This window comes from Methylobacterium sp. 275MFSha3.1, assembly GCF_900108435.1.
Classification (GTDB): Bacteria; Pseudomonadota; Alphaproteobacteria; order Rhizobiales; family Beijerinckiaceae; genus Methylobacterium.
In genome coordinates this window covers 26395-47464 of the sequence record NZ_FNWP01000011.1, presented here as the reverse complement: position 1 = coordinate 47464, position 21070 = coordinate 26395, and the positions used below count along the sequence as shown (strand labels likewise).

At 71.4% G+C, this 21070-nt stretch carries 20 protein-coding genes; 16 read left to right on the top strand and 4 right to left on the bottom strand.

The annotated features are described in order from the left end of the window. Nucleotides 1-6: 6 nt before the first annotated feature. From BLW78_RS14785 to BLW78_RS14770, 4 genes are all read left to right on the top strand, one after another. Nucleotides 7-258 (top strand): type II toxin-antitoxin system ParD family antitoxin, encoded by a 252-nt coding sequence (locus BLW78_RS14785; RefSeq protein WP_210186886.1) that lies wholly within the window; start codon nt 7-9, stop codon nt 256-258. Further along, nucleotides 255-545 carry a type II toxin-antitoxin system RelE/ParE family toxin gene (locus BLW78_RS14780; protein WP_091680472.1) on the top strand — a complete coding sequence of 97 codons (291 nt, stop codon included), beginning with the start codon at nt 255-257 and terminating at the stop codon, nt 543-545. Before BLW78_RS14785 ends, BLW78_RS14780 begins: the two co-directional genes overlap by 4 nt. A 151-nt stretch (nt 546-696) precedes the next feature. Then, nucleotides 697-2328, top strand: a complete 1632-nt coding sequence (locus tag BLW78_RS14775; RefSeq protein ID WP_020093008.1) for an ABC1 kinase family protein — start codon at nt 697-699, stop codon at nt 2326-2328. A gap of 260 nt (nt 2329-2588) precedes the next feature. Beyond that, nucleotides 2589-3830: a sensor histidine kinase gene (locus tag BLW78_RS14770; RefSeq protein ID WP_091680470.1), complete on the top strand. Its 1242-nt coding sequence runs from the start codon at nt 2589-2591 to the stop codon at nt 3828-3830. Nucleotides 3831-3851: 21 nt separating this feature from the next. Here BLW78_RS14770 and BLW78_RS14765 read toward each other — a convergent pair whose 3' ends face one another. Further along, nucleotides 3852-4193, bottom strand: coding sequence for an Hpt domain-containing protein (locus BLW78_RS14765; RefSeq protein ID WP_091680468.1), 342 nt, complete (start codon nt 4191-4193; stop codon nt 3852-3854). A gap of 467 nt (nt 4194-4660) precedes the next feature. On the opposite strand from BLW78_RS14765, the gene BLW78_RS14760 reads away from it, so the two are divergent. The 8 genes from BLW78_RS14760 (at nt 4661) to BLW78_RS14725 (ending at nt 12993) form a co-directional block, all read left to right on the top strand. Then, a complete protein-coding gene (locus BLW78_RS14760) occupies nt 4661-6448 on the top strand; it encodes an ABC transporter ATP-binding protein (RefSeq protein ID WP_091680467.1) in 1788 nt (595 codons plus the stop codon). Beyond that, entirely contained in the window at nt 6445-6768 is a 324-nt protein-coding gene (locus tag BLW78_RS14755; protein ID WP_020093004.1) for a low molecular weight protein tyrosine phosphatase family protein, read from the top strand. The genes BLW78_RS14760 and BLW78_RS14755 overlap by 4 nt, the downstream gene beginning before the upstream one ends. 160 nt (nt 6769-6928) lie before the next feature. Next, the gene (locus tag BLW78_RS14750) at nt 6929-7714 is read left to right on the top strand and encodes a YfdX family protein (RefSeq protein WP_091680465.1); all 786 of its coding nucleotides are present in this window, start codon (nt 6929-6931) and stop codon (nt 7712-7714) included. A gap of 72 nt (nt 7715-7786) precedes the next feature. Then, nucleotides 7787-8140 carry a hypothetical protein gene (locus BLW78_RS14745; RefSeq protein ID WP_056533079.1) on the top strand — a complete coding sequence of 118 codons (354 nt, stop codon included), beginning with the start codon at nt 7787-7789 and terminating at the stop codon, nt 8138-8140. A 104-nt stretch (nt 8141-8244) separates the two neighbouring features. After that, the gene (locus tag BLW78_RS14740; protein WP_020093001.1) at nt 8245-8448 is read left to right on the top strand and encodes a hypothetical protein; all 204 of its coding nucleotides are present in this window, start codon (nt 8245-8247) and stop codon (nt 8446-8448) included. A gap of 228 nt (nt 8449-8676) precedes the next feature. After that, the gene (locus BLW78_RS14735) at nt 8677-10140 is read left to right on the top strand and encodes a sensor histidine kinase (protein ID WP_091680464.1); all 1464 of its coding nucleotides are present in this window, start codon (nt 8677-8679) and stop codon (nt 10138-10140) included. Then, entirely contained in the window at nt 10125-11525 is a 1401-nt protein-coding gene (locus BLW78_RS14730; RefSeq protein ID WP_091680462.1) for a sigma-54-dependent transcriptional regulator, read from the top strand. Before BLW78_RS14735 ends, BLW78_RS14730 begins: the two co-directional genes overlap by 16 nt. Before the next feature lie 148 nt (nt 11526-11673). Next, the gene (locus BLW78_RS14725; protein ID WP_091680460.1) at nt 11674-12993 is read left to right on the top strand and encodes an MFS transporter; all 1320 of its coding nucleotides are present in this window, start codon (nt 11674-11676) and stop codon (nt 12991-12993) included. A 28-nt stretch (nt 12994-13021) separates the two neighbouring features. On the opposite strand, the gene BLW78_RS14720 is transcribed toward BLW78_RS14725, so the two are convergent. Next, on the bottom strand, nt 13022-13264 hold the full coding sequence (locus tag BLW78_RS14720) for a hypothetical protein (RefSeq protein WP_091680459.1): 243 nt from the start codon (nt 13262-13264) through the stop codon (nt 13022-13024). Nucleotides 13265-13434: 170 nt separating this feature from the next. On the opposite strand from BLW78_RS14720, the gene BLW78_RS14715 reads away from it, so the two are divergent. The 3 genes from BLW78_RS14715 (at nt 13435) to eda (ending at nt 17403) form a co-directional block, all read left to right on the top strand. Next, nucleotides 13435-14556, top strand: a complete 1122-nt coding sequence (locus BLW78_RS14715; protein ID WP_091680457.1) for an asparaginase — start codon at nt 13435-13437, stop codon at nt 14554-14556. A gap of 371 nt (nt 14557-14927) precedes the next feature. Continuing rightward, on the top strand, nt 14928-16754 hold the full coding sequence (gene edd / locus BLW78_RS14710; protein WP_091680456.1) for a phosphogluconate dehydratase: 1827 nt from the start codon (nt 14928-14930) through the stop codon (nt 16752-16754). Nucleotides 16755-16785: 31 nt separating this feature from the next. Beyond that, on the top strand, nt 16786-17403 hold the full coding sequence (gene eda, locus BLW78_RS14705) for a bifunctional 4-hydroxy-2-oxoglutarate aldolase/2-dehydro-3-deoxy-phosphogluconate aldolase (RefSeq protein ID WP_026604904.1): 618 nt from the start codon (nt 16786-16788) through the stop codon (nt 17401-17403). 155 nt (nt 17404-17558) lie between these two features. Here eda and BLW78_RS14700 read toward each other — a convergent pair whose 3' ends face one another. Continuing rightward, a complete protein-coding gene (locus tag BLW78_RS14700; RefSeq protein ID WP_091680454.1) occupies nt 17559-19670 on the bottom strand; it encodes an ABC transporter ATP-binding protein/permease in 2112 nt (703 codons plus the stop codon). A gap of 148 nt (nt 19671-19818) precedes the next feature. Beyond that, nucleotides 19819-20136, bottom strand: a complete 318-nt coding sequence (locus tag BLW78_RS14695; RefSeq protein WP_026604902.1) for a hypothetical protein — start codon at nt 20134-20136, stop codon at nt 19819-19821. Nucleotides 20137-20427: 291 nt separating this feature from the next. On the opposite strand from BLW78_RS14695, the gene BLW78_RS14690 reads away from it, so the two are divergent. After that, nucleotides 20428-21060: a 2OG-Fe(II) oxygenase gene (locus BLW78_RS14690; protein ID WP_056533055.1), complete on the top strand. Its 633-nt coding sequence runs from the start codon at nt 20428-20430 to the stop codon at nt 21058-21060. The last annotated feature ends 10 nt before the right edge of the window (nt 21061-21070 follow it).

Here is a 21070-nt window from a genome sequence, read left to right as displayed (position 1 = left end):
TGTCCCGTGGCCAGCATGAACGTCTCGCTGCCCGAAGCCATGAAGGCCTGGGTCGAGGCGCAGGCCGATACCGGCCGCTACGCCAATGCCAGCGACTACGTGCGCGACCTGATCCGGCGCGACCAGGAGCGCTTGGCCAAGCTCGGCGATCTGCAGCGGCTGATCGACGAGGGGCTGGCGAGCGGCGTCAGCGACCGGTCGGAGCAGGATATCCGCCAGCTCGGGCGGACGCGATTGGCGACCCGTCCGGAGCCATGACCTTCCGGACGACGCCCCGGGCCGATGAGGACATCGCCGAGGCCTGTGTGACGGGGGCGCTGCGCTTCGGCGTGACCCAGGCCGAGCGTTGCCAGGACGGCCTGTTCGACGCCTTCCGCATGCTGGCCGCAACGCCGCAGATGGCGCGCGAGCGGCGCGGATTCACGCCACCCGTGCCGCTACATCCCTATCGAGCCCACGTGATCGTCTACGTCGTGGACGGGTCCGCCGTCCTCATCCTGCGCGTGCTGCACGGGCGACAGGACTGGGAACGGGCACTGACGTAGGAGTCGAGCCCGCCTCGATACTGGTGGCCGAACGGCTCTGCGGCGGTCTTGTTGCCATCGCCTCCGCGAAACCGGGGTTCGCGACCGCAAAAAAGTCCTTATGCTCGTGCTGTCCGGACGCCCAATCCCGTCCGACCGGATCGCTCCATTCATGCTGAAGACAGCCTTCGTTGCCGCCCGCGACCGCCAGCGGCTGTCGGAGATCGCGACGATCCTCATCGGCTTCGGCGTCACCCGCGTCGTGGACCGGCTCGGCCTGCGCTACCTGCCGCTCCTGCCGCGCCGCCAGCCCCGGGTCGACGTCACGCGCCTGTCCGAGCCGGAGCGGCTGCGCCGGGCGATCGAGGCGCTCGGGCCGACCTTCATCAAGTTCGGGCAGGTGCTGGCGAGCCGGCCGGACCTCCTGTCGCCGGCCTGGACCGAGGAGTTGCAGAAGCTCCACAGCCAGGTCGTGCCGGTGACGTGGGAGCAGATCGGCCCGCAGCTCGAGCTCGATCTCGGCGCCTCGCCCATGGAGGTGTTCGCCGAGTTCGACACCAACCCGATCGCCTCGGCGTCGATCGCCCAGGTCTACCGGGCGCGGCTGCACTCGGGCGAGGACGTCATCGTCAAGGTGCTGCGGCCGAACCTGCGCAAGATCATCGAGGCGGATCTGCGCCTCATGGCCCACGGCGCCCGCATCGTCGAGAACGAGTGGCCCGACATGGCCCGCTACCAGCCGCGGGAGCAGATGCGCCACCTCGCGGAGGGCCTCAACGGCGAGCTCGACCTGCTCAACGAGGCGCGCAACTGCGAGCTGCTGGCCCAGATCTTCGAGGACCGCGACGACATCGTCTTCCCGAAAATCCACTGGGAGTACTGCTCCGAGCGGGTGCTGGTGCAGGACTTCATCCACGGCATCCCGCCCAACGACGAGGCGGCCCTGCGCGCGGCGGGCATCGACAAGAAGCTGCTCGCCCAGAAGGGAACCGACGCGTTCCTGCAGATGGCGCTGATCGAGGGCGTGTTCCACGCCGACCCGCATCCCGGCAACATGCTGGCCCTGCCCGGCAACAAGATCGGCTTCATCGATTTCGGCATCATCGGGCGGCTGTCGCAGCGGCGGCGCTCACAGCTGCTCGTGCTGATCGGCGCCATGCTCAAGCAGGACGCCGACGGCCTCATGGCCGTGCTCCTCGACTGGACCGGCACCAGCAACCCGGACCTCACCCGCCTCCAGGTCTCGGCCCAGTCCTTCGTGGAGAGCCACTCGTCGATCCCGCTGAATCTCGGACTGGTGCTGACCGACTTCATGAACATGGCCCGCGAGAACGACCTCGCGATGCCGACCGACCTGGCCATCCTGTTCAAGGGACTGGTCACCGCCGACGGCGTGATGCGCCACCTCGACCCGAATTTCGACCTGTTCGCCGCCGCCGGTCCTACGGTCCGGGCGAGCATGCAGACGCAGTTCTCGCTCTCCGCCCTCAAGCAGAAGGCCGAGGCCCTGGGCGTCGGCCTCTACGGCGCCGCCTCGGAGCTGCCGACCCTGATCCACCTGATGCTGGTGCGGCTGAAGCAGGGCCGCGTCACCGTCGAGATCGAGGTGAAGGGCCTCGACAAGGTCACCCGCGGCATCGAGCGCGCGGCCGCGCGGGTCGCCGTGGCCCTGGTGGTGGCGGCCTTCGCCACGCAGCTCGCACCCCGCCTCATCGATCTCGGCACGCCCGTCTTCGTCTCGATCGGATTGATAATTTTTATCCTCGGGATCGGCTGGCTCGTGCTGCTGATGCGAAACAAGTAACCGTCTTCGCACCCGCACAGGGCTCCAACATAAGTTTTCATCTGCAGGCGAATACCGAGCTGATTTGATTATCTTGCGCGCCATGCTAGCGTGAGACATCCAACGATTCGCTCGGCTGCGGGCGGGGAACCGGCACCAGAAGCGGTCTGAACCGCCGGTGCGGCCCTGCCATCGACATCCGTTGCCGCACCGCGCGGTCGGGGAGCTCCGACGGCGCGCCGCGCACGGCCGCCCCGTCGGGATGACGAGGGGGGCGGGCGATGGAAGTGGACATCGTACGGCCGCGGATCGACGGGGCGGAGCGCCGCGTCGAGACGCTCGAGGCGGAGAACATCCGCCTGCGCAGCCTGCTCAGCCAGGCGACCGCCCAGGCTGACTGGGAGCGGCAGCGGAGCCGCCGGCTCGGCCGAATCATCGAGACGGCGAGCCGCGTCGAGGCCGGTCGCATGGCGGCCGAGCGGGTCGAGGCGCCCCGCGGGCCGTCGCCCCGCGAACCGGCCGGCCTCGGGCTCGAGGCGAGGCCGCGCCCCTCCGGCCGCGCGCGCGCGATCGGCCTGCCGCAGGCCCCGAACGATTACCTGGAACTGCTGGACCGCGACGGGCGCCTGATCACCGCCAGCGAGGACGGTCCGGCCCTGTCCGCCGCCGGGGACGAGGCGGACGCCATCGGCCGGCCCTGGATCGACGCCTGGACGCGCCCCGAGGACCGGGAGGCGGTGGCCGAGGCGCTCGATCGGGCCCGGATCGGCCGCCCGAGCCGGTTCCAGGCCCAGTCGGAATCCGGCGGCGCGCTCCGCTGGTGGGACGTGGCCGTCACGCCGATCGGCGCGGCGCCGGACCGGCCCGAGCGGATCCTGGCGGTGTCGCGCGACATCACCGACCAGAAGCTGTCCGAGGCGCGCCAGACGCTGCTGATGCAGGAACTCGCCCATCGGATGAAGAACACCATGGCCATGGTCCAGGCCGTCGCGACGCAGACCATGCGCAACGCGCCGTCGCTGGAGGCGGCCGGCGAGGCGCTGGCAGCGCGGCTCCTGGCGCTCGCGAAGGCGCACGACGTGCTGCTCCAGGGCTCCTTCACCCGGGCCTCCCTGAGTGGCCTGGTCGAGGGCGCCGTGTCGCTCCACGGGGACGGCGTCGCGGGCCGGTTCCGCATCGCCGGTCCCGAGCTGACGCTCGGACCGCGCCACGGCATGACCCTGGCGCTGATGCTGCACGAGCTCGGAACCAACGCGGCCAAGTACGGCGCGCTGTCGGTGGCCGCCGGCTGGGTCTGCATCACGTGGAACGTGGCCGAGGCAGAGGGCGGCCAGACCCTCCGGTTCCGCTGGGAGGAGAGCGGCGGACCACCGGTCACGCCGCCGACCCGCACGGGGTTCGGCACGCGGCTCATCGCCCGCAGCCTCGCCCACAGCTTCGGCGGGACCGCCCACATGAGCTACCCGCGCGAGGGCGCGGTGCTGACCTTCGAGGCGCCCCTCGACGCGGTGATGGTCGCCTGATCGCGATGCGGCCGCGCGGCCCTAGGCGCTCAGCCGGGTCTCCGCCTGCAGGTCCCGCAGGGCCGCGACGGTCCGGTCGCGCAGGGTCCTGAGATCGACCAGCGATCGGGTCAGATCGTCGCCCGCCATGGCCGATTCCTCGAGGCCGCGGCAGGCCCGGGACAGTTCGGCGCAGCCGAGCATGCCGGACATCGAGACCAGCGTGTGCGCCTCGCGGCCGTAATCGTCGCTCGCGCGATCCAGTCCCTCGAAGGCGGTGGTCAGGCTGACGACGAACCGATCGAGGATGCGGACGAGCTTTTCCGTGCCGATCACGGCCGTGAGTTCCTCGAGCGCGTCCCGGTTCACCAGGGAGTGCGACACCGTCGGTCTCCAAGTACGGACCCGCGACAGCGATCCGAGAGAGGCGCGCAACCGAGGCGCCGCACAACGGCCCAGTTTGCAGCGAAGTGTTTACACCGCGTTGCGTCAGCTTTTCAACGAAGCGTGACCGTTCCCCAGGCTCCGCAGGGTTGACCCGGGTGCATGGATCGGCCGTCGCGACTGGCCGAAGCTTCGCGATGGACGTTGCGAATCAGTTCGGGCTCTCCTAGCCTCGTGCTCCTGTCGCGCTCGCACCAGGGAGGGAGCTGCATGATCGCTGTGTTTGCCACCCTCCGAGCAGGATTCCTCGGCGCCCCCGCGCGGGTCGGCTAGCCGCTTCCCGCTCTCGCCCGGCCCTGCCGCCCGGCGCCTCTGAACCCGATCCTGCCTGATCTCGCCGGCGCGCATCGTTCGCGATGGGATGCGGCGTCACCCGGAGCCGACGCTCGCCCGCGTCGGGCACTCGCATGTCTCTGTCGTCTCCCCGGAAGGCGGACGCGGTCCGTCGCGTCCTGGCCTTCGTCGTCCGCAGCTGGCGCAGGCGCTGGCCCCTCGTCGCCGGTCTCACCGGCGCGATCACGCTCGCCACCCTGGCGGAGGTGTTGCTGCCGCTCTTCGCGGGCCGCTTGGTCGACGCGCTCTCCGGGAGCGACCGACGCGCGGCGCTGGACGCGGCCTGGCCGGCCTTCCTGGCGATGACCGGGCTCGGACTCGCCACCGCGCTGCTGCGGCACGTCGCCTGGAGCCTCGTGGTGCCGCTCTCCCTGCGCACCATGAGCGACATCGTCGGCAACGGCTTCGCCCGGGTCCAGCGCTTCTCGACCGAGTGGCACGCCAACACCTTCTCGGGCTCCACCGTCCGGAAGATCTCCCGCGGCATGTGGGCGATCGACGGGCTCAACGACACGCTGCTGCTGTCGCTCCTGCCCGCGCTCGTCGTCCTCGTGGGCACGGCCCTGGTCCTCGGCCTGCACTGGCCGGCCCTCGGCGCGACGGTCGCGATCGGCGCGGGCGCCTATGTCGGCGCGACCGCGCTGCTCGCGACCCGCGTCATCGCGCCCGCGGCCGCGCTCTCGAACGCCCTCGACACCCGCCTCGGCGGCGCGCTGAGCGACGCGATCGGCAACAACGCCGTCGTCAAGGCCTTCGGCGCCGAGGCGCGGGAGGAGGCGCGGCTCGGCCGGCTGCTGGCGAAGTGGCAGCGGCGGACCCGGCGCACGTGGATGATCGTCACCTGGGGCGGCACCGGCCAGCTCGGGCTGCTGCTCGTCCTGCGCACCGCCATCGTCGCCATCGCCCTGTGGCTGTGGTGGCGGGAGCGGGCGAGCCCGGGCGACGTCGCCTACGTCCTGACCGCGACCTTCGTGGTGCACGGCTACCTCCGCGACATCGGCGGCCACATCAACCACCTGCAGCGGGCCATCAACGAGATGGAGGAGCTGGTCGCCCTGGAGGCCGAACCCGTCGGCGTCGCCGACCGGCCCGGCGCGGTCCCGCTCGCGGTCGCGGGCGGGGCGATCCGGTTCGAGACCGTGCGCTTCCACTACGGCGACCACACGCGGCCCCTCTACGACGGGCTGACCGTGACGATTCCGGCCGGCCAGCGCGTCGGGCTGGTCGGGCGCTCGGGCTCCGGCAAGACGACCTTCGTCAAGCTGATCCAGCGGCTCTACGACGTGTCGGGCGGGCGCGTGACCATCGACGGACAGGACGTGGCGTCGGCGAGCCAGGCGAGCCTGCGCGCGCAGGTCGCCATCGTGCCCCAGGAGCCGGTGCTGTTCCACCGCTCCCTGGCCGAGGACATCGCCTACGCCCGGCCCGGCGCCTCGGCGCAGGAGATCGAGCGGGCGGCGCGCCTCGCCAACGCGCACGACTTCATCGCGCGGCTGCCGAAGGGCTACGCGACGCTGGTGGGCGAGCGCGGGGTCAAGCTGTCGGGCGGCGAGCGCCAGCGGGTGGCGCTCGCGCGCGCCTTCCTGGCGGACGCGCCGATCCTGATCCTCGACGAGGCGACCTCGAGCCTGGATTCCGAGTCGGAAGCTCTGGTGCAGGAGGCCATGGCGCGGCTGATGCGCGGGCGAACCGCCCTAGTCATCGCCCACCGCCTGTCCACGGTGCGGGCCCTCGACCGGATCCTCGTCTTCGACCACGGTCGCATCGTCGAGGACGGGCCTCACGCCGCCCTGCTGCGCCGCCCGAACGGGGCGTACCGCGCCCTGTTCGAGCGGCAAGCCGACCTCGCGGAGAGCGCGTGAGGATCCTGTTCGTCTGCGGCCGGGCGCGCGCCCGCAGCCCGACCGCGGAACAGATCTTCGCGCGGCTGCCCGGCATCGAGACCGCCAGCGCGGGGGTGTCGCCCGACGCCGACGAGCCGGTGGACGCCGATCATCTCGCCTGGGCGGAGATCGTCGTCGTCATGGAGCGCGCGCACCGGCGCAAGCTGATGCGCCGCTTCGGGGCCGCCCTGCGCGGGACCCGCCTCGTCTGCCTCGACATCCCCGACGTGCACGACTTCATGGCGCCGGCGCTGGTGGCGCTGCTCGACGCGCGCGCCGGCCGCTTCCTGCCGCGCTGAACCCCGCCGCGCTGAGACCCGCCACGCCCGGCGGCGCATTGCCGTTCTTTAATCTTCCGGTCATGCGACCAAATGGCGGCCGGTCTATTATCTGAACACGGAATGAATGAGGCCAATGCAGATGAAGGCCTTATCTCCGGCACTAGAGGGAGATATTACTATGTCCTATCGCAAATCTATGGCTGCGGCTCTCGTGCTCACCACAATCCTCGGTGGAACTGCCTACGCGGCGGAGCAGGCCGTCCAGACCAACGGCACGCAGATCAGCGCGAGCCAGGCGGCGGTCGACAAGGATGTCGGCAAGCTCTCGAAGGACGGCGCACAGGGCTTCAGAGATCTCCAGCTCACCCGCCTCGCGATCTTCGAGGCCAATCCCGGCCAGGCCAAGGACATGATCGCCAAGGCGCAGGCCGCCTTCGCCAAGGCCAAGACCGACGACGCGGTCTTCACCAAGGCCGAGGCCGACCTCAAGTCGCCGGCCGACATGGCCGCCCACAAGGCGACTGCGCCGAGCGCCAAGGCCGATACCAAGACGGCCTCCAAGGAGCAGGTGGCCTGGGTCCCGGTCGACGCGCAGCTGACTCTCGGCGACGACTTCGTGGCCACGCCCGCCAAGGCCTCCGCGGTGACCGAGGCGAACAAGAACCTCGCTCAGGGCGACCAGAAGGGGGCCCTGGAGAAGCTCAAGCTCGCCCATGTCGACGTCAACTTCACCATGGCCGTCCTGCCCCTGAACAAGACCATCGCCGACGTCGATCAGGCCGCGACGCTGATCAACCAGGGCAAGTATTACGAGGCCAACGCCGCCCTGAAGACGGCCCAGGACAACATGCGCTTCGACGTGATCGACGCGATCGCGGTGCCCCAGAAGGCGGCCGCCGCCACGGCCGACAAGGGCGCGCCGCAGGCCACCGGCACGACGGCGGGTGCCAAGACCAGCAAGTGACCGAACGCCGACGACGGCCGCGCCTGACGGATCTCGGGCGCGGCCCGGTCGGCGCACAGGAGGGAGGGTCGCGTGCGGCGATTCTGGATCTCGACCATCCTGGGACTCGAACTGCTCCTCGGCGGGACCCTGGCGGCCTCCGCCCGGACGGCGGGGGTTCCGGACTTCAACATCCGGGCGATCTGCGCGCCGGAGCACCGGGCGGGATCGACCGCCGTCGACCGGGCGAGCTACCGCGGCTGCCTGTCCGACGAGGCCGCCGCCCGGCGCACCCTGATCAAGCGCTGGGCGACGTTCGACGTGGCCGAGCGCCGGACCTGCGCGACGGAGAGCCAGATCGGCGGCACCCCGTCCTACGTGGCGATGCTGACCTGCGTGCAGCTCGGAAGCGACGCCCTGCCGATCAACCCGTCGGGCCAGCCCTGAGACAAGACCATCCGCGCGACGGATCGCACGCCCGTGATCCGCGCATGAGGAACCGGCGGCATCGCCAAGACGTCCTGCAATGTCGATTGAGTGGAGGAGGCATCATGTTCAAGACTACGGCGCGCGCTGCTCTTTGCCTGGCCTGTCTCTGGTCGGTCACGCCGGCCCTGGCGGCCCCGAAAGAGATGCCCCAGGGCAAGCGTGACGAGATGTCGATGAAGGACACCAAGCACGAAGTGGTGATGCAGCGGAAGGAGAATAAGGAAGCCAACAAGAACGTCGACAGCCTCATCACGAACCGCAAGTGAGCGCGCGCGCCGACGACTGATCGATCGTACGTCCGAGAGGGGTGCCGGACGCGGCGCCCCTCTCCCGGCGGTCCCGGGCCCGGCCCGGGGCCGTAAGCGCGCGTCGCGTCGGCACCGTGGGACCCGCGCAGTCTCCGCGTGGTCGGTGACCGGGCAATGGCTTAGGAACGGGGTCCGGGCGCGCGACGCCGCCGCAGGAGCCAGCGCCATGCCGGGTCGAACACCGCCGTGACGGCCTACAGCCTGCGCGCCCGGCTGCTCGCGCTCTGGGTCCTGCTGGTCGCCTCCGCGGCCGCCACCGCCTACCTGATGCTCGGCGTCTACGACCAGTCGACGGGCGTCCAGGTGGCGCAGGCCGATCTCGCGGTCGGGCGGGCCTGCCGCGACATCATCGACCGGTACGCCGCCCTCGTGCGTGCGCGCGGGAGGGGCGTCGGGGAGGCCGACCTCGTCGGCACCGTCTCGGCCGCTTTGGCGCGCTTCCCGGGCCTCGAGGGCGGAATCTGGAGCGCCGCGCGCGGGTCGGTGGCCTACGCCTATCCGACCTACGAGGGATCCGGGCCGAAGACCGACTTTCCGGCGGCCGAGCGCGACGCCATCGCGGCGCTGAACGCGCAGGCCCTGCGGGTCGACCACGCGGCCTCGGAGCGGCGGCCGAGCCGGACCCAGGTTCTCATGCTCCAGGCCTGCCCGCTGCACGGGCCGGAGGCCGGCCTGACCGCGTGGTCGATGACGCGCGCGCACGTGAATGACGGCCCCACCTACACGCGCTTCCTCGCGGGCCTGGGCTTCCTCGCCGCCACGGTACTCGGATCGGCCGCGTTCCTGAGCTGGTTCCTGTACGGGTTCTCGGGGCGGATCGCCCGGCTCGAGGCCGCGCTCGCCGCGCCGCGTCCGGACGGCCAGGACCTGCCCCAACTCGACCGCACCGGCGAGCGCGAGCTCGACCGGCTGGTCGACGCCCTCAACGCCGCCGGCGGGCGGCTGCGGGAGGCCCAGGCCCGGATCGTGGCGACCGAGCGCCTCGCCGCCGTCGGCCGTCTGGCGGCGAGCATCGCCCACGAGATCCGCAATCCCATCGCGGCGATGCGGCTGAAGGCCGAGAACGCCCTCGTCAGCGGTGATCCGCAGCGCGCCGCCGTCGCCCTCGAGACCGTTCTCGGCCAGATCGCCCGGGTCGACACGCTGCTGCGCGACCTCCTCAACCTGACGCAGGCGCGGCCGCTCAACCGGATGCCCACACCCGTGGCACCGCTCCTGGCCGAGTGCGCGGGCCTGCACGAGGATCTGGCGCGCGCGCGCTCTGTCCGGATCGCGGTCGAGGCCGACGGGCTGCCCGCCGCGGACCACCCGCATCTCGACCGGGCGCAGGTCGCCCGCGCCGTCGACAACCTGCTGCTGAACGCCCTGCAGCACGCGCCGCCGGGCGGGCGGGTCCGCCTCGGCGCCGAGCGGGTGACGGTCGACGGCGCGCTGCGGCTGCGCCTCTGCGTCGCCGACACCGGCGCCGGGGTCGACCCGGCGATCCGCGCCAGCCTGTTCGAGCCCTTCGTCACCGGCCGGCCCGACGGGACCGGTCTGGGGCTCGCGATCGTGCGCGAGATCGCCCTGGCGCATCGCGGCGAGGCGAGGCTGGTCGAGGGCGCGCCGGAGACCACCTTTGTCCTGGATCTGCCATGGCAACCATCCTGATCGTCGACGACGACAGAGCCCTGCGCGACGGGCTCGCCGAGACGGTGACCGATCTCGGGCACACCGCGCTCCCGGTCGCCTCCGGGTCGGAGGCGCTGGCGCGGCTGGGCGAGGGTCCGGTGGCGGCGGTGCTCCTCGACCTGCGCATGCCCGGAGACCTCGACGGCATGGCCACGCTGGAACGGATCCGGGCCCTGCCGGAGCCGCCGCCCGTGACGGTCCTGACGGCCTTCGCGAGCCCGGCCAACACGATCGAGGCGATGCGCCTCGGGGCGCACGACCACCTGACCAAGCCGATCGGCCGGGCCGACCTCGCCGCCGTCCTCGACGCGATGCTGCGCGACGCCCGCTCCGATCCCGTCGGCGCCGCCCCGCCGCCGGACCACCCGGTCCTGATCGGGTCGAGCGCGGGCATGCGGAAGGTCCAGAAGACCATCGGTCTCGTCGCCGACAACGCGTCCACGATCCTGGTCCACGGCGAGACCGGCACCGGCAAGGAGGAGGTCGCCCGGGCCCTGCACGCCTTCTCGCGGCGGCGCGCGCGGCCGTTCGTCCCGGTCAACTGCGCGGCGATCCCGGCCGAGGCTCTGGAGAGCGAGCTGTTCGGCCATGTCCGGGGCGCCTTCGCGGCCGCGACCGCCGACCGCGCGGGCGCCTTCCACGAGGCCCAGGGCGGCACCCTGTTCCTGGACGAGATCGGCGACATGCCGGCGGCGATGCAGGCGAAGATCCTGCGGGTGATCCAGGACGGCGTCGTGACCCCGCTGGGGGGCCGCCCTGCCCGGGTCGATGTCCGCCTCGTGGCGGCGACGCATCGTGACCTGCCGGCGCTCGTCGCCGCCGGCGGGTTCCGCGCCGACCTGTACTACCGGCTGAACGTCGTTCCGATCACCCTGCCGCCCCTGCGCGAGCGCCTGGCCGACATCGTGCCGCTCGCCGAGCACTTCCTGGTCCCTTCGGGCAAGCGCCTGAGCGGCGGGGCCGCCTCGCGCCTGCTCGCCTACGAGTGGCCCGGCAATGTCCGCGAGCTGCGCAACGTCGTGGAGCGCGCCGCCATGCTGGTGCGCGGCGGCGTGATCGCGGCCGAGGCCATCGATCTGCCGGCCGCGCGACCCGACCGCCGCGGCGAGGACGGCGCGGCCGACTGGCTCGCCGGCGACCTGCCCGGGGCCGTGGCCCGCCTGGAGCGAACCATGATCGCGGCCGCGCTCCGCGAGGCCGACGGCAACCGCGCCCGGGCCGCCCGCCGGCTCGGCATCCAGCGGCAGCTCCTCTACGCCAAGATCGAGCGCTACGGCCTCGGCGCGCCGGGCACCGATCTGTCGGAAGAGACGACAGACACTGTCGGGAATCCCGACGCTTCGGCCGACACCGACACGGCCTGAGGCCCGTGCGGGCCGGAGAACCGTTCACATCCCGCGTGAGGCCCGCGCCGCGCGGGAACCGATGGCGCGCGCGGGCGTCGAGCCCCGCGTGCGACGGCGCGGCCCGGATCGGGGCCGCGCCGTCCGTCGGTCGGGGGATCGCGGCAGGATGAACAGCATCGAGACGGGCGCCCGCGGCGCCGGCGGCCGGACACCCTCGGCCAAGGCTCTGCGCGGCCTCGACGCGCTCAACTTCTTCCTCGCCGACGTGCGCGACGGCCTCGGCCCCTACCTCGCCATCTACCTGATCGCCGTGCGCGGCCCCGACCAGGGCTGGAACGAGGCCACGACCGGCCTCGTGATGACCATCGCGGGCATCCTCGGCCTCGTGGCGCAGACGCCCGCCGGCGCGCTGATCGACGCCACCAACCACAAGCGCGCGGTGGTGATCGGCGGCGCCATCGCGGTGACGGCCAGCTGCCTCGTCCTGCCGTTCATCACGAACTTCTACCTCGTCACCGCCACCCAATCGATCGCCCACGTCGCCGGGACGATCTTCCCGCCGGCTCTGGCCGCGATCACGCTCGGCCTCGTCGGGCCGAAGATGTTCGCCAAGCGGATCGGCCGGAACGAGGGCTTCAACCACGCCGGCAACGCGGTCTCCGCCGCCCTGGCGGGCGGGCTCGCCTACTTCTTCGGGCCGGTGGTCGTGTTCTGGCTGATGGGCATCCTGGCGGCGCTGTCCATCGGCGCCATGCTGATGGTGCCGGCCGACGCCATCGACAACGACCTCGCCCGCGGCATGACCGAGGCGGAGGAGCAGGCGCAGGAGAAGCCCTCCGGCCTCGCCACCCTGCTGCAGAACCGGGCGCTGCTGATCTTCGCGGTGCTCTGCGCGATCTTCCACCTCGCCAACGCGGCGATGCTGACCTCGGTGGGCCAGCTCCTGACGCACATCTCGGGCAAGGACCACGCGACCTCGCTGATCGCGGTCTGCATCGTGGCGGCGCAGTGCGTGATGGTGCCGGTAGCGATTTTCGTGGGCGCGAAGGCCGACGTGATCGGCCGCAAGCCGATCTTCCTCACCGCCTTCGGCATCCTGGCGCTGCGCGGCGTCCTCTACACGCTGTCGGACAACCCGTTCTGGCTGGTGGGCGTCCAGCTCCTCGACGGCATCGGGGCCGGCGTCTACGGCGCGCTGTTCCCGATCGTGGTCGCCGACCTGACCCGCGGCGGCGGCCGGTTCAACGCGGCGCAGGGCGCCGTGGCGACGGCCCAGGGCATCGGCGCCTCCCTGAGCGCGACGCTGGCGGGCGTGATCATCGTGTCGGCGGGTTACTCCACCGCCTTCCTGGCGCTGGCGGCCATCGCGGCGCTCGGCTTCGTCCTCTACTTCGCGCTGATGCCCGAGACCCGCGAGGCGGTGCGCGCGGGCAGCGAGCCCGAGAGCGGCGCCGGCATGCCGCCGGCCGTGCCGGCGAGCGCCTGAGCGCCGCGATCGGATCCGGAGGCCGGGCTCAGGACGCCGCGGCCAGCTCCGGCGCGGCCTGGCTCGCCACGGATTCGCCCGGCCCGAGTTGGCCCGGCACGGTCGCCTCCGGCGGGGCCTTGCGCGAGACGTAGTAGATGTCGACGGCGCGCCAGAACGCGCCCTGCTCTTCCGTCGAGCGGCGCGCGAGGGAGGTCTCGAGGATCGACATCGCGGCCCGCGCGGGCTCGCTCCGCTCGAGTTCCTCGAGCAGGCCGGCGAGATGCAGCATGGGATCTATCTCCGAGCGGACAGCAACCCCCATCAACGCCCGAGCTTGCGTAACGATCCGTCGCGCCCTGCACGTCGGCGCCCTGCATGATCCTTGCCTCGGGCCGGGGCGCGGCTACCATCCCCGCGTCGAGTCCGACTCGCTCTCCCGTCAACCGTCGAGGATCTCCGATGTTCTCCTGCCGAAGCGGCGCGGCTCTTCCCCTGCGCGGAGCGGTCTTCGCCCTGGCCCTGGCCAGCGGATTCGGGGCGGCGCCCCTCGTCGCGCGCGAGATGCCCGAGGCCGGCACGGCCGCCGCGGCGAAGAAGCCGAACGTCGTGATCCTCGCCACCGGCGGGACGATCGCGGGCGCCGGCGCCGACGCCGCCAACAGCGCCACCTACACGGCCGCCAAGGTGCCGGTCGACAAGCTGATCGCCGCCGTGCCGCAGGTGAACACCATCGCCAACGTCCGCGGCGAGCAGGTCTTCCAGATCGCCTCCGAGAGCTTCACCGACGCCCAGCTGGTCCAGCTCGGCAAGCGCGTGTCCCAGCTCCTGAAGCAGGACGACGTCGACGGAATCGTCGTCACGCACGGGACCGACACGCTGGAGGAGACCGCGTTCTTCCTCGACCTGGTGGTGAAGAGCGACAAGCCGATCGTGGTGGTCGGCTCGATGCGGCCGGGCACGGCGATCTCGGCCGACGGCGCCCTCAACCTGCTCGACGCCGTCACGGTCGCCGCCAGCAAGGAGGCGATCGGCCAGGGCGTCACCGTGACGATGAACGACTACATCCAGTGCGGCCGCGACGTGAACAAGCGGACCAACATCGTGCCCAGCGCCTTCTACAGCCAGTGGGGACCGCTCGGCATGGTGGTCGAGGGCAAGACCTACTTCTTCCGCTCGCTGACGAAGCGGCACAACATGAGCTCCGAGTTCGACATCGACCAGATCGACAGCCTGCCGCTGGTCGGCATCGTCTACGGCTCGGGCAACATGATCCCGGGCGTCTACGACGCCGAGTTCCAGGCCGGCGCCAAGGCGATCGTCAATGCCGGCACCGGCAACGGCTCGGTCCCCGGCTACCTCGTCGACAAGCTCAAGGACATCCGCTCCAAGGGCGCCATCGTGATCCGCTCGTCGCGCGTGCCGGACGGCTTCGTCCTGCGCAACGCCGAGCAGCCCGACGACAAGTACGACTGGGTGGTCGCCCACGACCTCAATCCCGCCAAGGCCAAGATCCTCGCCGCCGTGGCGCTCACCAAGACCAGCGACACCAAGGAGCTGCAGCGCATCTTCTGGGAGTATTGAGGCCAGGGAAGTGCTGGGTCTCTGAGGTTCGACCTCGTCCTGAGGCATGCCGACGCCGGGCGTACGGGCAGAGGCATGAGCGCACCGTCTTCGCGAGCGCAGCGAAGCAATCCAGGGTCGCGCTGCCCTGGGTCACTTCGCTTCGCTCGTGATGACGATGTGAGTGGCATCGATCGAGAGCGTGAGCGTTCGCTGCCCTGGACGCGGGTTTCCTGAGCCGGCGGGCAGCCGTCGTGGCGTCGCCGGCGCCCGCCCCGGGTTACATCCCGCGGCGCACCCCTTAGATACCGGCCACCGACGCGGGCGCGCGGCCGATCCCGACTCGCGGCCTCGGCCGCGCGCCCGTCGGCACCGAGCCTGGAGGAACGAGCATGACCGAGCTTCATCCCGAGGTCGCGGCGGTCACCGAGCGCGTCGTGGCGCGCTCCCGCGAGACCCGGCGCGCCTATCTCGACCTGATCGCCCGCGAGCGCGAGGCGGGGGTCCGGCGCGGGAAGCTCGCCTGCGGCAACCTCGCCCACGGCTTCGCGGCCTCCGGCGAGGACAAGGCGGCGATCCGCGACGAGCGGACGGTGATGAACATCGGCATCGTCACCGCCTACAACGACATGCTCTCGGCCCATCAGCCGTACGGGCGCTACCCGGAGCAGATCAAGCTGTTCGCCCGGGAGCGCGGCGCCACCGCGCAGGTCGCGGGCGGCACGCCGGCCATGTGCGACGGCGTCACGCAGGGGCAGAGCGGCATGGAGCTGTCGCTGTTCTCCCGGGACACGATCGCGCTCTCGACCGCGGTCGCGCTGAGCCACGGCATGTTCGACGGCGCGGCTTTGCTCGGCATCTGCGACAAGATCGTGCCGGGCCTGCTGATCGGGGCGCTCCGCTTCGGCCACCTGCCGACGATCCTGATCCCGGCCGGGCCCATGCCGTCGGGTCTCGCCAACAAGGAGAAGCAGCGGATCCGCCAGCTCTACGCAGAGGGCAAGGTCGGCCGGGCGGAGCTGCTCGAATCCGAGTCCGCCTCCTACCACGCGGCCGGGACCTGCACGTTCTACGGCACGGCCAACTCCAACCAGATGATGATGGACATGATGGGCCTGCACATGCCGGGCGCGTCCTTCATCAATCCCGGCACCAAGCTGCGCCAGGCCGTGACCCGAGCGGCGATCCACCGGCTCACCGAGATCGGCGGCGCCGGCAACGACTACCGGCCGCTGGGCCTCTGCGTCGACGAGAAGGCGATCGTCAACGCCGCGGTCGGCCTGCTCGCAACGGGCGGATCCACCAACCACGCGATCCACCTGCCGGCCATCGCGCGCGCGGCCGGCATCGTCATCGACTGGGAGGATATCGACCGCCTGTCCAGCGCCGTGCCGCTGATCGCCCGCGTCTACCCGAACGGCGCCGGCGACGTGAACCACTTCCACGCCGCGGGCGGCATGAGCTTCGTGATGGCGGCCCTGCTCGACGCGGGCCTCCTGCACGACGACATCCTGACCGTGTCGGGCCAGACGCTGCGCGACCACGCCCGCGACCCGAAGCTCGACGGCGAGGAGCTGGTCTTCGAGGACGCCGTGCCGGAGAGCCTCGACGACACGATGCTGCGCCGGCCCGGCAACCCGTTCCAGCCCGACGGCGGCATGCGGCTCGTGAAGGGCAATCTCGGCCGGGCGACGTTCAAGACCAGCGCCGTCGAGGAGCATCGCCGCACCATCGAGGCCCCGGCCCGGGTCTTCTCCGACCAGGACGAGGTGCTGAAGGCGTTCAAGGCCGGTGAGCTGGAGCGCGACGTCGTGGTCGTGGTCCGGTTCCAGGGCCCGAAGGCGAACGGCATGCCGGAGCTCCACAAGCTCACGCCGCCGCTCGGCGTGCTGCAGGACCGCGGCCACAAGGTCGCTCTGGTGACGGACGGGCGGATGTCGGGCGCGTCCGGCAAGGTGCCGGCCGCCATCCACCTGAGCCCCGAGGCGCTCGGCGGCGGCCCGATCGGGCGGATCCGCGACGGCGACATCGTCCGCCTCAGCGCGGCCGACGGGCTGCTGGAGGTGCTGGTCGACGAGGCAGAGCTTGCCACCCGCCCCGAGGCCGAGGCGCCGGAGCCCGCGCAGGGCACCGGGCGGGAGCTGTTCGCGTTCATGCGCCAGGGGGCCGACACGGCGGAGCGGGGCGCCTCCGCGATGCTCGCCGCCGCCGGCCTCTGAAACCGAGAGGGAGTTGCCGACCATGAACGATCTGACCAGCATCGACGCGCTGATGCGCTCCGTGCCCGTCATTCCGGTCCTGGTGATCGACGACGCGGCGCAGGCGCGGCCCATCGCCGAGGCCCTGGTGAAGGGCGGCCTGACCGCCCTGGAGGTCACCCTGCGGACCCCGGCCGCCCTCGACGTCATCCGGGAGATGACCCGGGTCGAGGGCGCGGTGGTGGGCGCCGGGACGGTGCTCAACCCGCGCGATCTCGAGAAGGCCCTGGCGGCGGGGGCCGAGTTCATCGTCTCGCCGGGCCTCACCGAGCCGCTGACCGACGCCGCCAAGGCCAACGGCGTGCCCTACCTGCCCGGCGTCGCGACGGCGGCCGACATCATGCGCGGCCTCGACCACGGGCTCGACCGGTTCAAGTTCTTCCCGGCGGAGGCCGCGGGCGGGATCAAGGCGCTGAAGGCGCACGCGGCGGTGTTCGGCGCGGTGCGGTTCTGCCCGACGGGCGGGATCACCGAGCTGAGCGCCCCGGACTGGCTGTCGATCCCGTCCGTGCTCTGCGTCGGCGGCAGCTGGGTGGTGAAGCCCGGCACGCCGGATCCGGCGGCGATCGAGCGGGCGGCCCGGGCCGCCGCGGGGTTGCGCAAGGCGTAAGCCCCGCAACCGACGTCCTTGCGAGCGAAGCGAAGCAATCCAGGGTCGCGCCACATCTCTAGGATGTCGCGCTGCCCTGGGTCACTTCGCTGCGCTCGTGATGACGGAGAGGGCGCGGCCCCGCCCCGCAGAGCGGTGGGAGCTGTTGCAGCCCCTCACTCCGCCGGTAGCGGCTGCCTCTGCACCCGCGGGACGAAGACACCGCTCTCCGGCTCGAGCGCGATGCGCCGGTCGTGGAAGGCGTCCAGCGTCGAGCGATGGCCGATCGACACGATCGTCGTGCCGGGGAGCTGCTCGCGCAGCATCCGGTAGAGGGCGGCCTCGGAGGGCTCGTCGAGGGAGGCCGTCGCCTCGTCGAGGAACAGCCATTCGGGCTTGGCCAGCAGCGCGCGGGCGATGGCGAGCCGCTGCTGCTCGCCACCCGACAGCCGCCGCTCCCAGGTGTCGCTCTCGTCGAGATGGTCGACGAGGTGGGGGAGCTGGGCGGCCGTCAGGGCGTCCCGGATCGCCGCGTCCGAGAACTGGTCGGTGGTGTTGGGGTAGACAACGGCGCCGCGCAGGGTCCCCTGCGGAATGTAGGGCCGCTGCGGCAGCAGCAGGGCCGACTGCCCGGCGGGCACGTCGACCCGGCCCTTGCCGAACGGCCAGATCCCCGCGATCGCCCGGAACAGGGTCGACTTGCCCGAGCCGGACGGGCCCGTGACCAGGGTCGCGCCGCCGCGCGGCAGGGTCAGCGCGTCGGCGGTGACGATCGGCTTCCCGTTCGGCAGGGCGAGGACGAGGCCGCGCGCGGTGACGTCGCCGGTGCTCTCGTTCCCCTGGACGAGGCCGTAGCCCGCCGCCTCCAGCGCCTCGGCCTTCGTCATGGCCCTTCGGAACGAGCCGAGACGGATGGTATTGGCCTTGTAGGCCGCGAGCGTCGTGTACGAGTCCACGAAGAACGAGAGCGAGCTCTGCACCTGGCTGAAGGCCTGGGACGTCTGCTGGAGCGCGCCCAGCGTGATCTTCTTGGCGAAGAAGGACGGGGCCGCCAGCACCATCGGGAAGATGACGCTCGCCTGCCGGTAGCTGAACGTGAAGGCGATGAGCTTGATGCGGCGGAAGATGATCCCGACGTAGTTGTCGATCACGCTGTGGAACAGGCTCGAGAGCCGCGAGGCCTCCGCCCGCTCGCCGCGCAGCAGGGCGATCTGCTCGGAGTAGATGCGGTTCCGGGCCAGCGCGAAGCGGAAATTGGCCTCGACCTGCTCCTGCCGGAAGTCCAGCCCGATGAGCGGCCGGCCAATCAGGTGGGTGAGCCACGTGCCGACCACCGCGTAGGCGATCACCAGCCAGACCAGGAAGCCCGGGATCACCGTGTCGGTGAACGGCACGACGAAGTCGCGCGACAGGGTCCAGAGGATCACGATGAACGAGACGAGTTGCGCGGCCTGGCTGAGGAGCCGGATCGACAGCGTCGTGGTCTGCACGATGAAGCTGTTGACGTCGGCCTGGATGCGCTGGTCCGGGTTGTCCGCTTCCTCGTCGGTGAACGGGATCCGGTAATGCGTGCCGTTGCCGAGCCAGCGCTCGTACAGGCTGTGGGTCAGCCACGTGCGCCAGCGGATGAGCAGCGAGGAATCGACGAACAGGTCGAACATGCCGATGGCGATGTTCAGCGTGGCCAGCGGCACGAACACCCAGAGCAGCTGGTACCAGAACGCGTTCGCGTCGTATTCCTGGAGCGAGTTGTAGATGTCGCGGTAGAAGAAGTTGAACCGCAGGGTCAGCGCAACGTCGGCGAAGTTCACGAAGATCGACAGCGCCACGAGGTTGCGGCCGATCCGGCCCTCGGTGGTGCCGAACCAGCGGAACAGGCCGATCTCCTTGGTCGGCTTGTCGCGATTGGCGAAGTACGGGTCGGCGATGTTGGTGATCGCGCGGATCGGCTCGAGATGCGAGATGCCGAGCACGATGGCGGCGAAGACCACCGCGCCGGTGGCAGCGAAGGCCGGCGGGAGCAGCGCGGCGATCACCGGCGGCAGCAGCCCCATGGCGGCGATCGTCTTCGATCCGGCGAGCAGCAGGTAGCCGACGCCGTAGACCGAGACGAAGACCTTCAGGTAGGCCGAGATGCCGTTCGAGGCGATCAGGATGCCCGCCATGGCGAAGCCGGCGAGGGAGACGTAGAGCGGCGGGCTCGGGATTCCGGGAAACGCCAGCAGGATCAGCGCGGCCAGGGCCGTGAGCACGGCCTGGATGCCCAGTCCGGTCCTGAGTGCTGCCACCGTCGATCCCCCATCCGTGCGCGCCCGCCCGGGGCGCCGCCGGCGGCCTTGGCCCCGGCAGATGGCCAGATAGTGGCACTCGGCCCGCGCTGTCGCGTGAAACTTTGGTCACGTTCCGGCGGTGCGGCGATTTACGCGGGCGCCGCGGCTACCAGTTCCACTCCTCGAAGCCGGGCTCGCGGCAATGGTAGCCGATCGGGCATTGCGGGTTGTCGCGCGTCGGGGCGAAGCGCAGCTCGGCGATCTCCGCGCCGCTGCACTGGCCGGGATTGCTGACGAACCGCTCCGGCGCCGCTCCGGCGGCGATGATCACGTCGCCCTCGTTCTTCACCAGGGCCATCGCCTCGGAGCAGGTCATGCGGGCCGTCATCGAGCCGCGCGGCGGCCGCGACTGCGCACGGGCCTCAACCCCGGCCGCGACGGCGGCGAGGTGGGCGAACAGCAGAGCGAGGGCCAACGGCCTCATCGGGCACGGGTTCCGGTACGCACCCGGGAAGAAAGCCCGCGGGTCTGGCGCCATCCTGCACAAGCGGGCCGCCCGAGACTGTCACCGGAATGCGCCACCGGGCCGCTTTCGCCGTCGGACCGCCGCAATCGGCGGATTAGGAGATTCCGGGATCGCCGGAAGCAGCTGTAGATTTGTGGTCGTGGACGCCTGCGCGGGCGACCCCGGCACGACGGCTGGACCGGCCCCCCGGCACGCGTCTCCGGCGCCCCGCGTGCCGGCCGACCGGCGCCGGAGCCAAGGGACCCAGCGATGTCCGCTCTCTCGATCCTCGACATCTCCGCCGTGCGCGCCGCGCCCGTCTCCCGCGAGCCCTACGCCTACACGCTCGGCAGCAACGTCCTGAATCCCGACGCGATCGACGACATCCGGCGCGACTTCCCGGACATCGCCAAGCCCGGCTACCTCACGGTCGACGAGGTCACCCTGAAGGGCCGGTTCAAGGCGCTGATCGACGAGCTGGAGAGCGACGCCTTCTCGAAGATCCTCGGCGAGAAGTTCGGCATCGACCTCGTCTCCTGCCCGCGCCTGACGACCATCATGCGCCGCAGCCAGCTGAAATACGGCTCGATCCACACCGACGGCCCGTCGAAGGTGCTCACCCTGCTCGTCTACATGAACGACGCCTGGGACGCCCCGGCGGCCGGCCGCCTGCGGGTGCTCTACGACGGCCGCAACTACGAGCCCTTCGCGGTGGAGGTCCCGCCGACCATGGGCACGATGTTCGCGTTCCTGCGGGCGGACAATTCCTGGCACGGCCACGAGCCCTTCGAGGGCGAGCGGCGCGTGGTCCAAGTGGCGTGGCTCAGGGACGCGTCGGAGCTGGAGCGCAAGCGCAAGCGCAACCGCACGGCGCAGTTCCTGAAGGGCATCTTCGGCCGCTGAGCGGACGAGA

Coding starts and splice junctions, on each gene's coding strand:
- BLW78_RS14770 (WP_091680470.1), top strand. CDS start 2,589: ATGGAAGTGGACATCGTACGGCCGCGGATCGACGGGGCGGAGCGCCGC.
- BLW78_RS14780 (WP_091680472.1), top strand. CDS start 255: ATGACCTTCCGGACGACGCCCCGGGCCGATGAGGACATCGCCGAGGCC.
- BLW78_RS14725 (WP_091680460.1), top strand. CDS start 11,674: ATGAACAGCATCGAGACGGGCGCCCGCGGCGCCGGCGGCCGGACACCC.
- BLW78_RS14740 (WP_020093001.1), top strand. CDS start 8,245: ATGTTCAAGACTACGGCGCGCGCTGCTCTTTGCCTGGCCTGTCTCTGG.
- BLW78_RS14695 (WP_026604902.1), bottom strand. CDS start 20,136: ATGAGGCCGTTGGCCCTCGCTCTGCTGTTCGCCCACCTCGCCGCCGTC.
- edd (WP_091680456.1), top strand. CDS start 14,928: ATGACCGAGCTTCATCCCGAGGTCGCGGCGGTCACCGAGCGCGTCGTG.
- BLW78_RS14760 (WP_091680467.1), top strand. CDS start 4,661: ATGTCTCTGTCGTCTCCCCGGAAGGCGGACGCGGTCCGTCGCGTCCTG.
- BLW78_RS14730 (WP_091680462.1), top strand. CDS start 10,125: ATGGCAACCATCCTGATCGTCGACGACGACAGAGCCCTGCGCGACGGG.
- BLW78_RS14690 (WP_056533055.1), top strand. CDS start 20,428: ATGTCCGCTCTCTCGATCCTCGACATCTCCGCCGTGCGCGCCGCGCCC.
- BLW78_RS14775 (WP_020093008.1), top strand. CDS start 697: ATGCTGAAGACAGCCTTCGTTGCCGCCCGCGACCGCCAGCGGCTGTCG.
- BLW78_RS14720 (WP_091680459.1), bottom strand. CDS start 13,264: ATGCTGCATCTCGCCGGCCTGCTCGAGGAACTCGAGCGGAGCGAGCCC.
- BLW78_RS14750 (WP_091680465.1), top strand. CDS start 6,929: ATGTCCTATCGCAAATCTATGGCTGCGGCTCTCGTGCTCACCACAATC.
- BLW78_RS14715 (WP_091680457.1), top strand. CDS start 13,435: ATGTTCTCCTGCCGAAGCGGCGCGGCTCTTCCCCTGCGCGGAGCGGTC.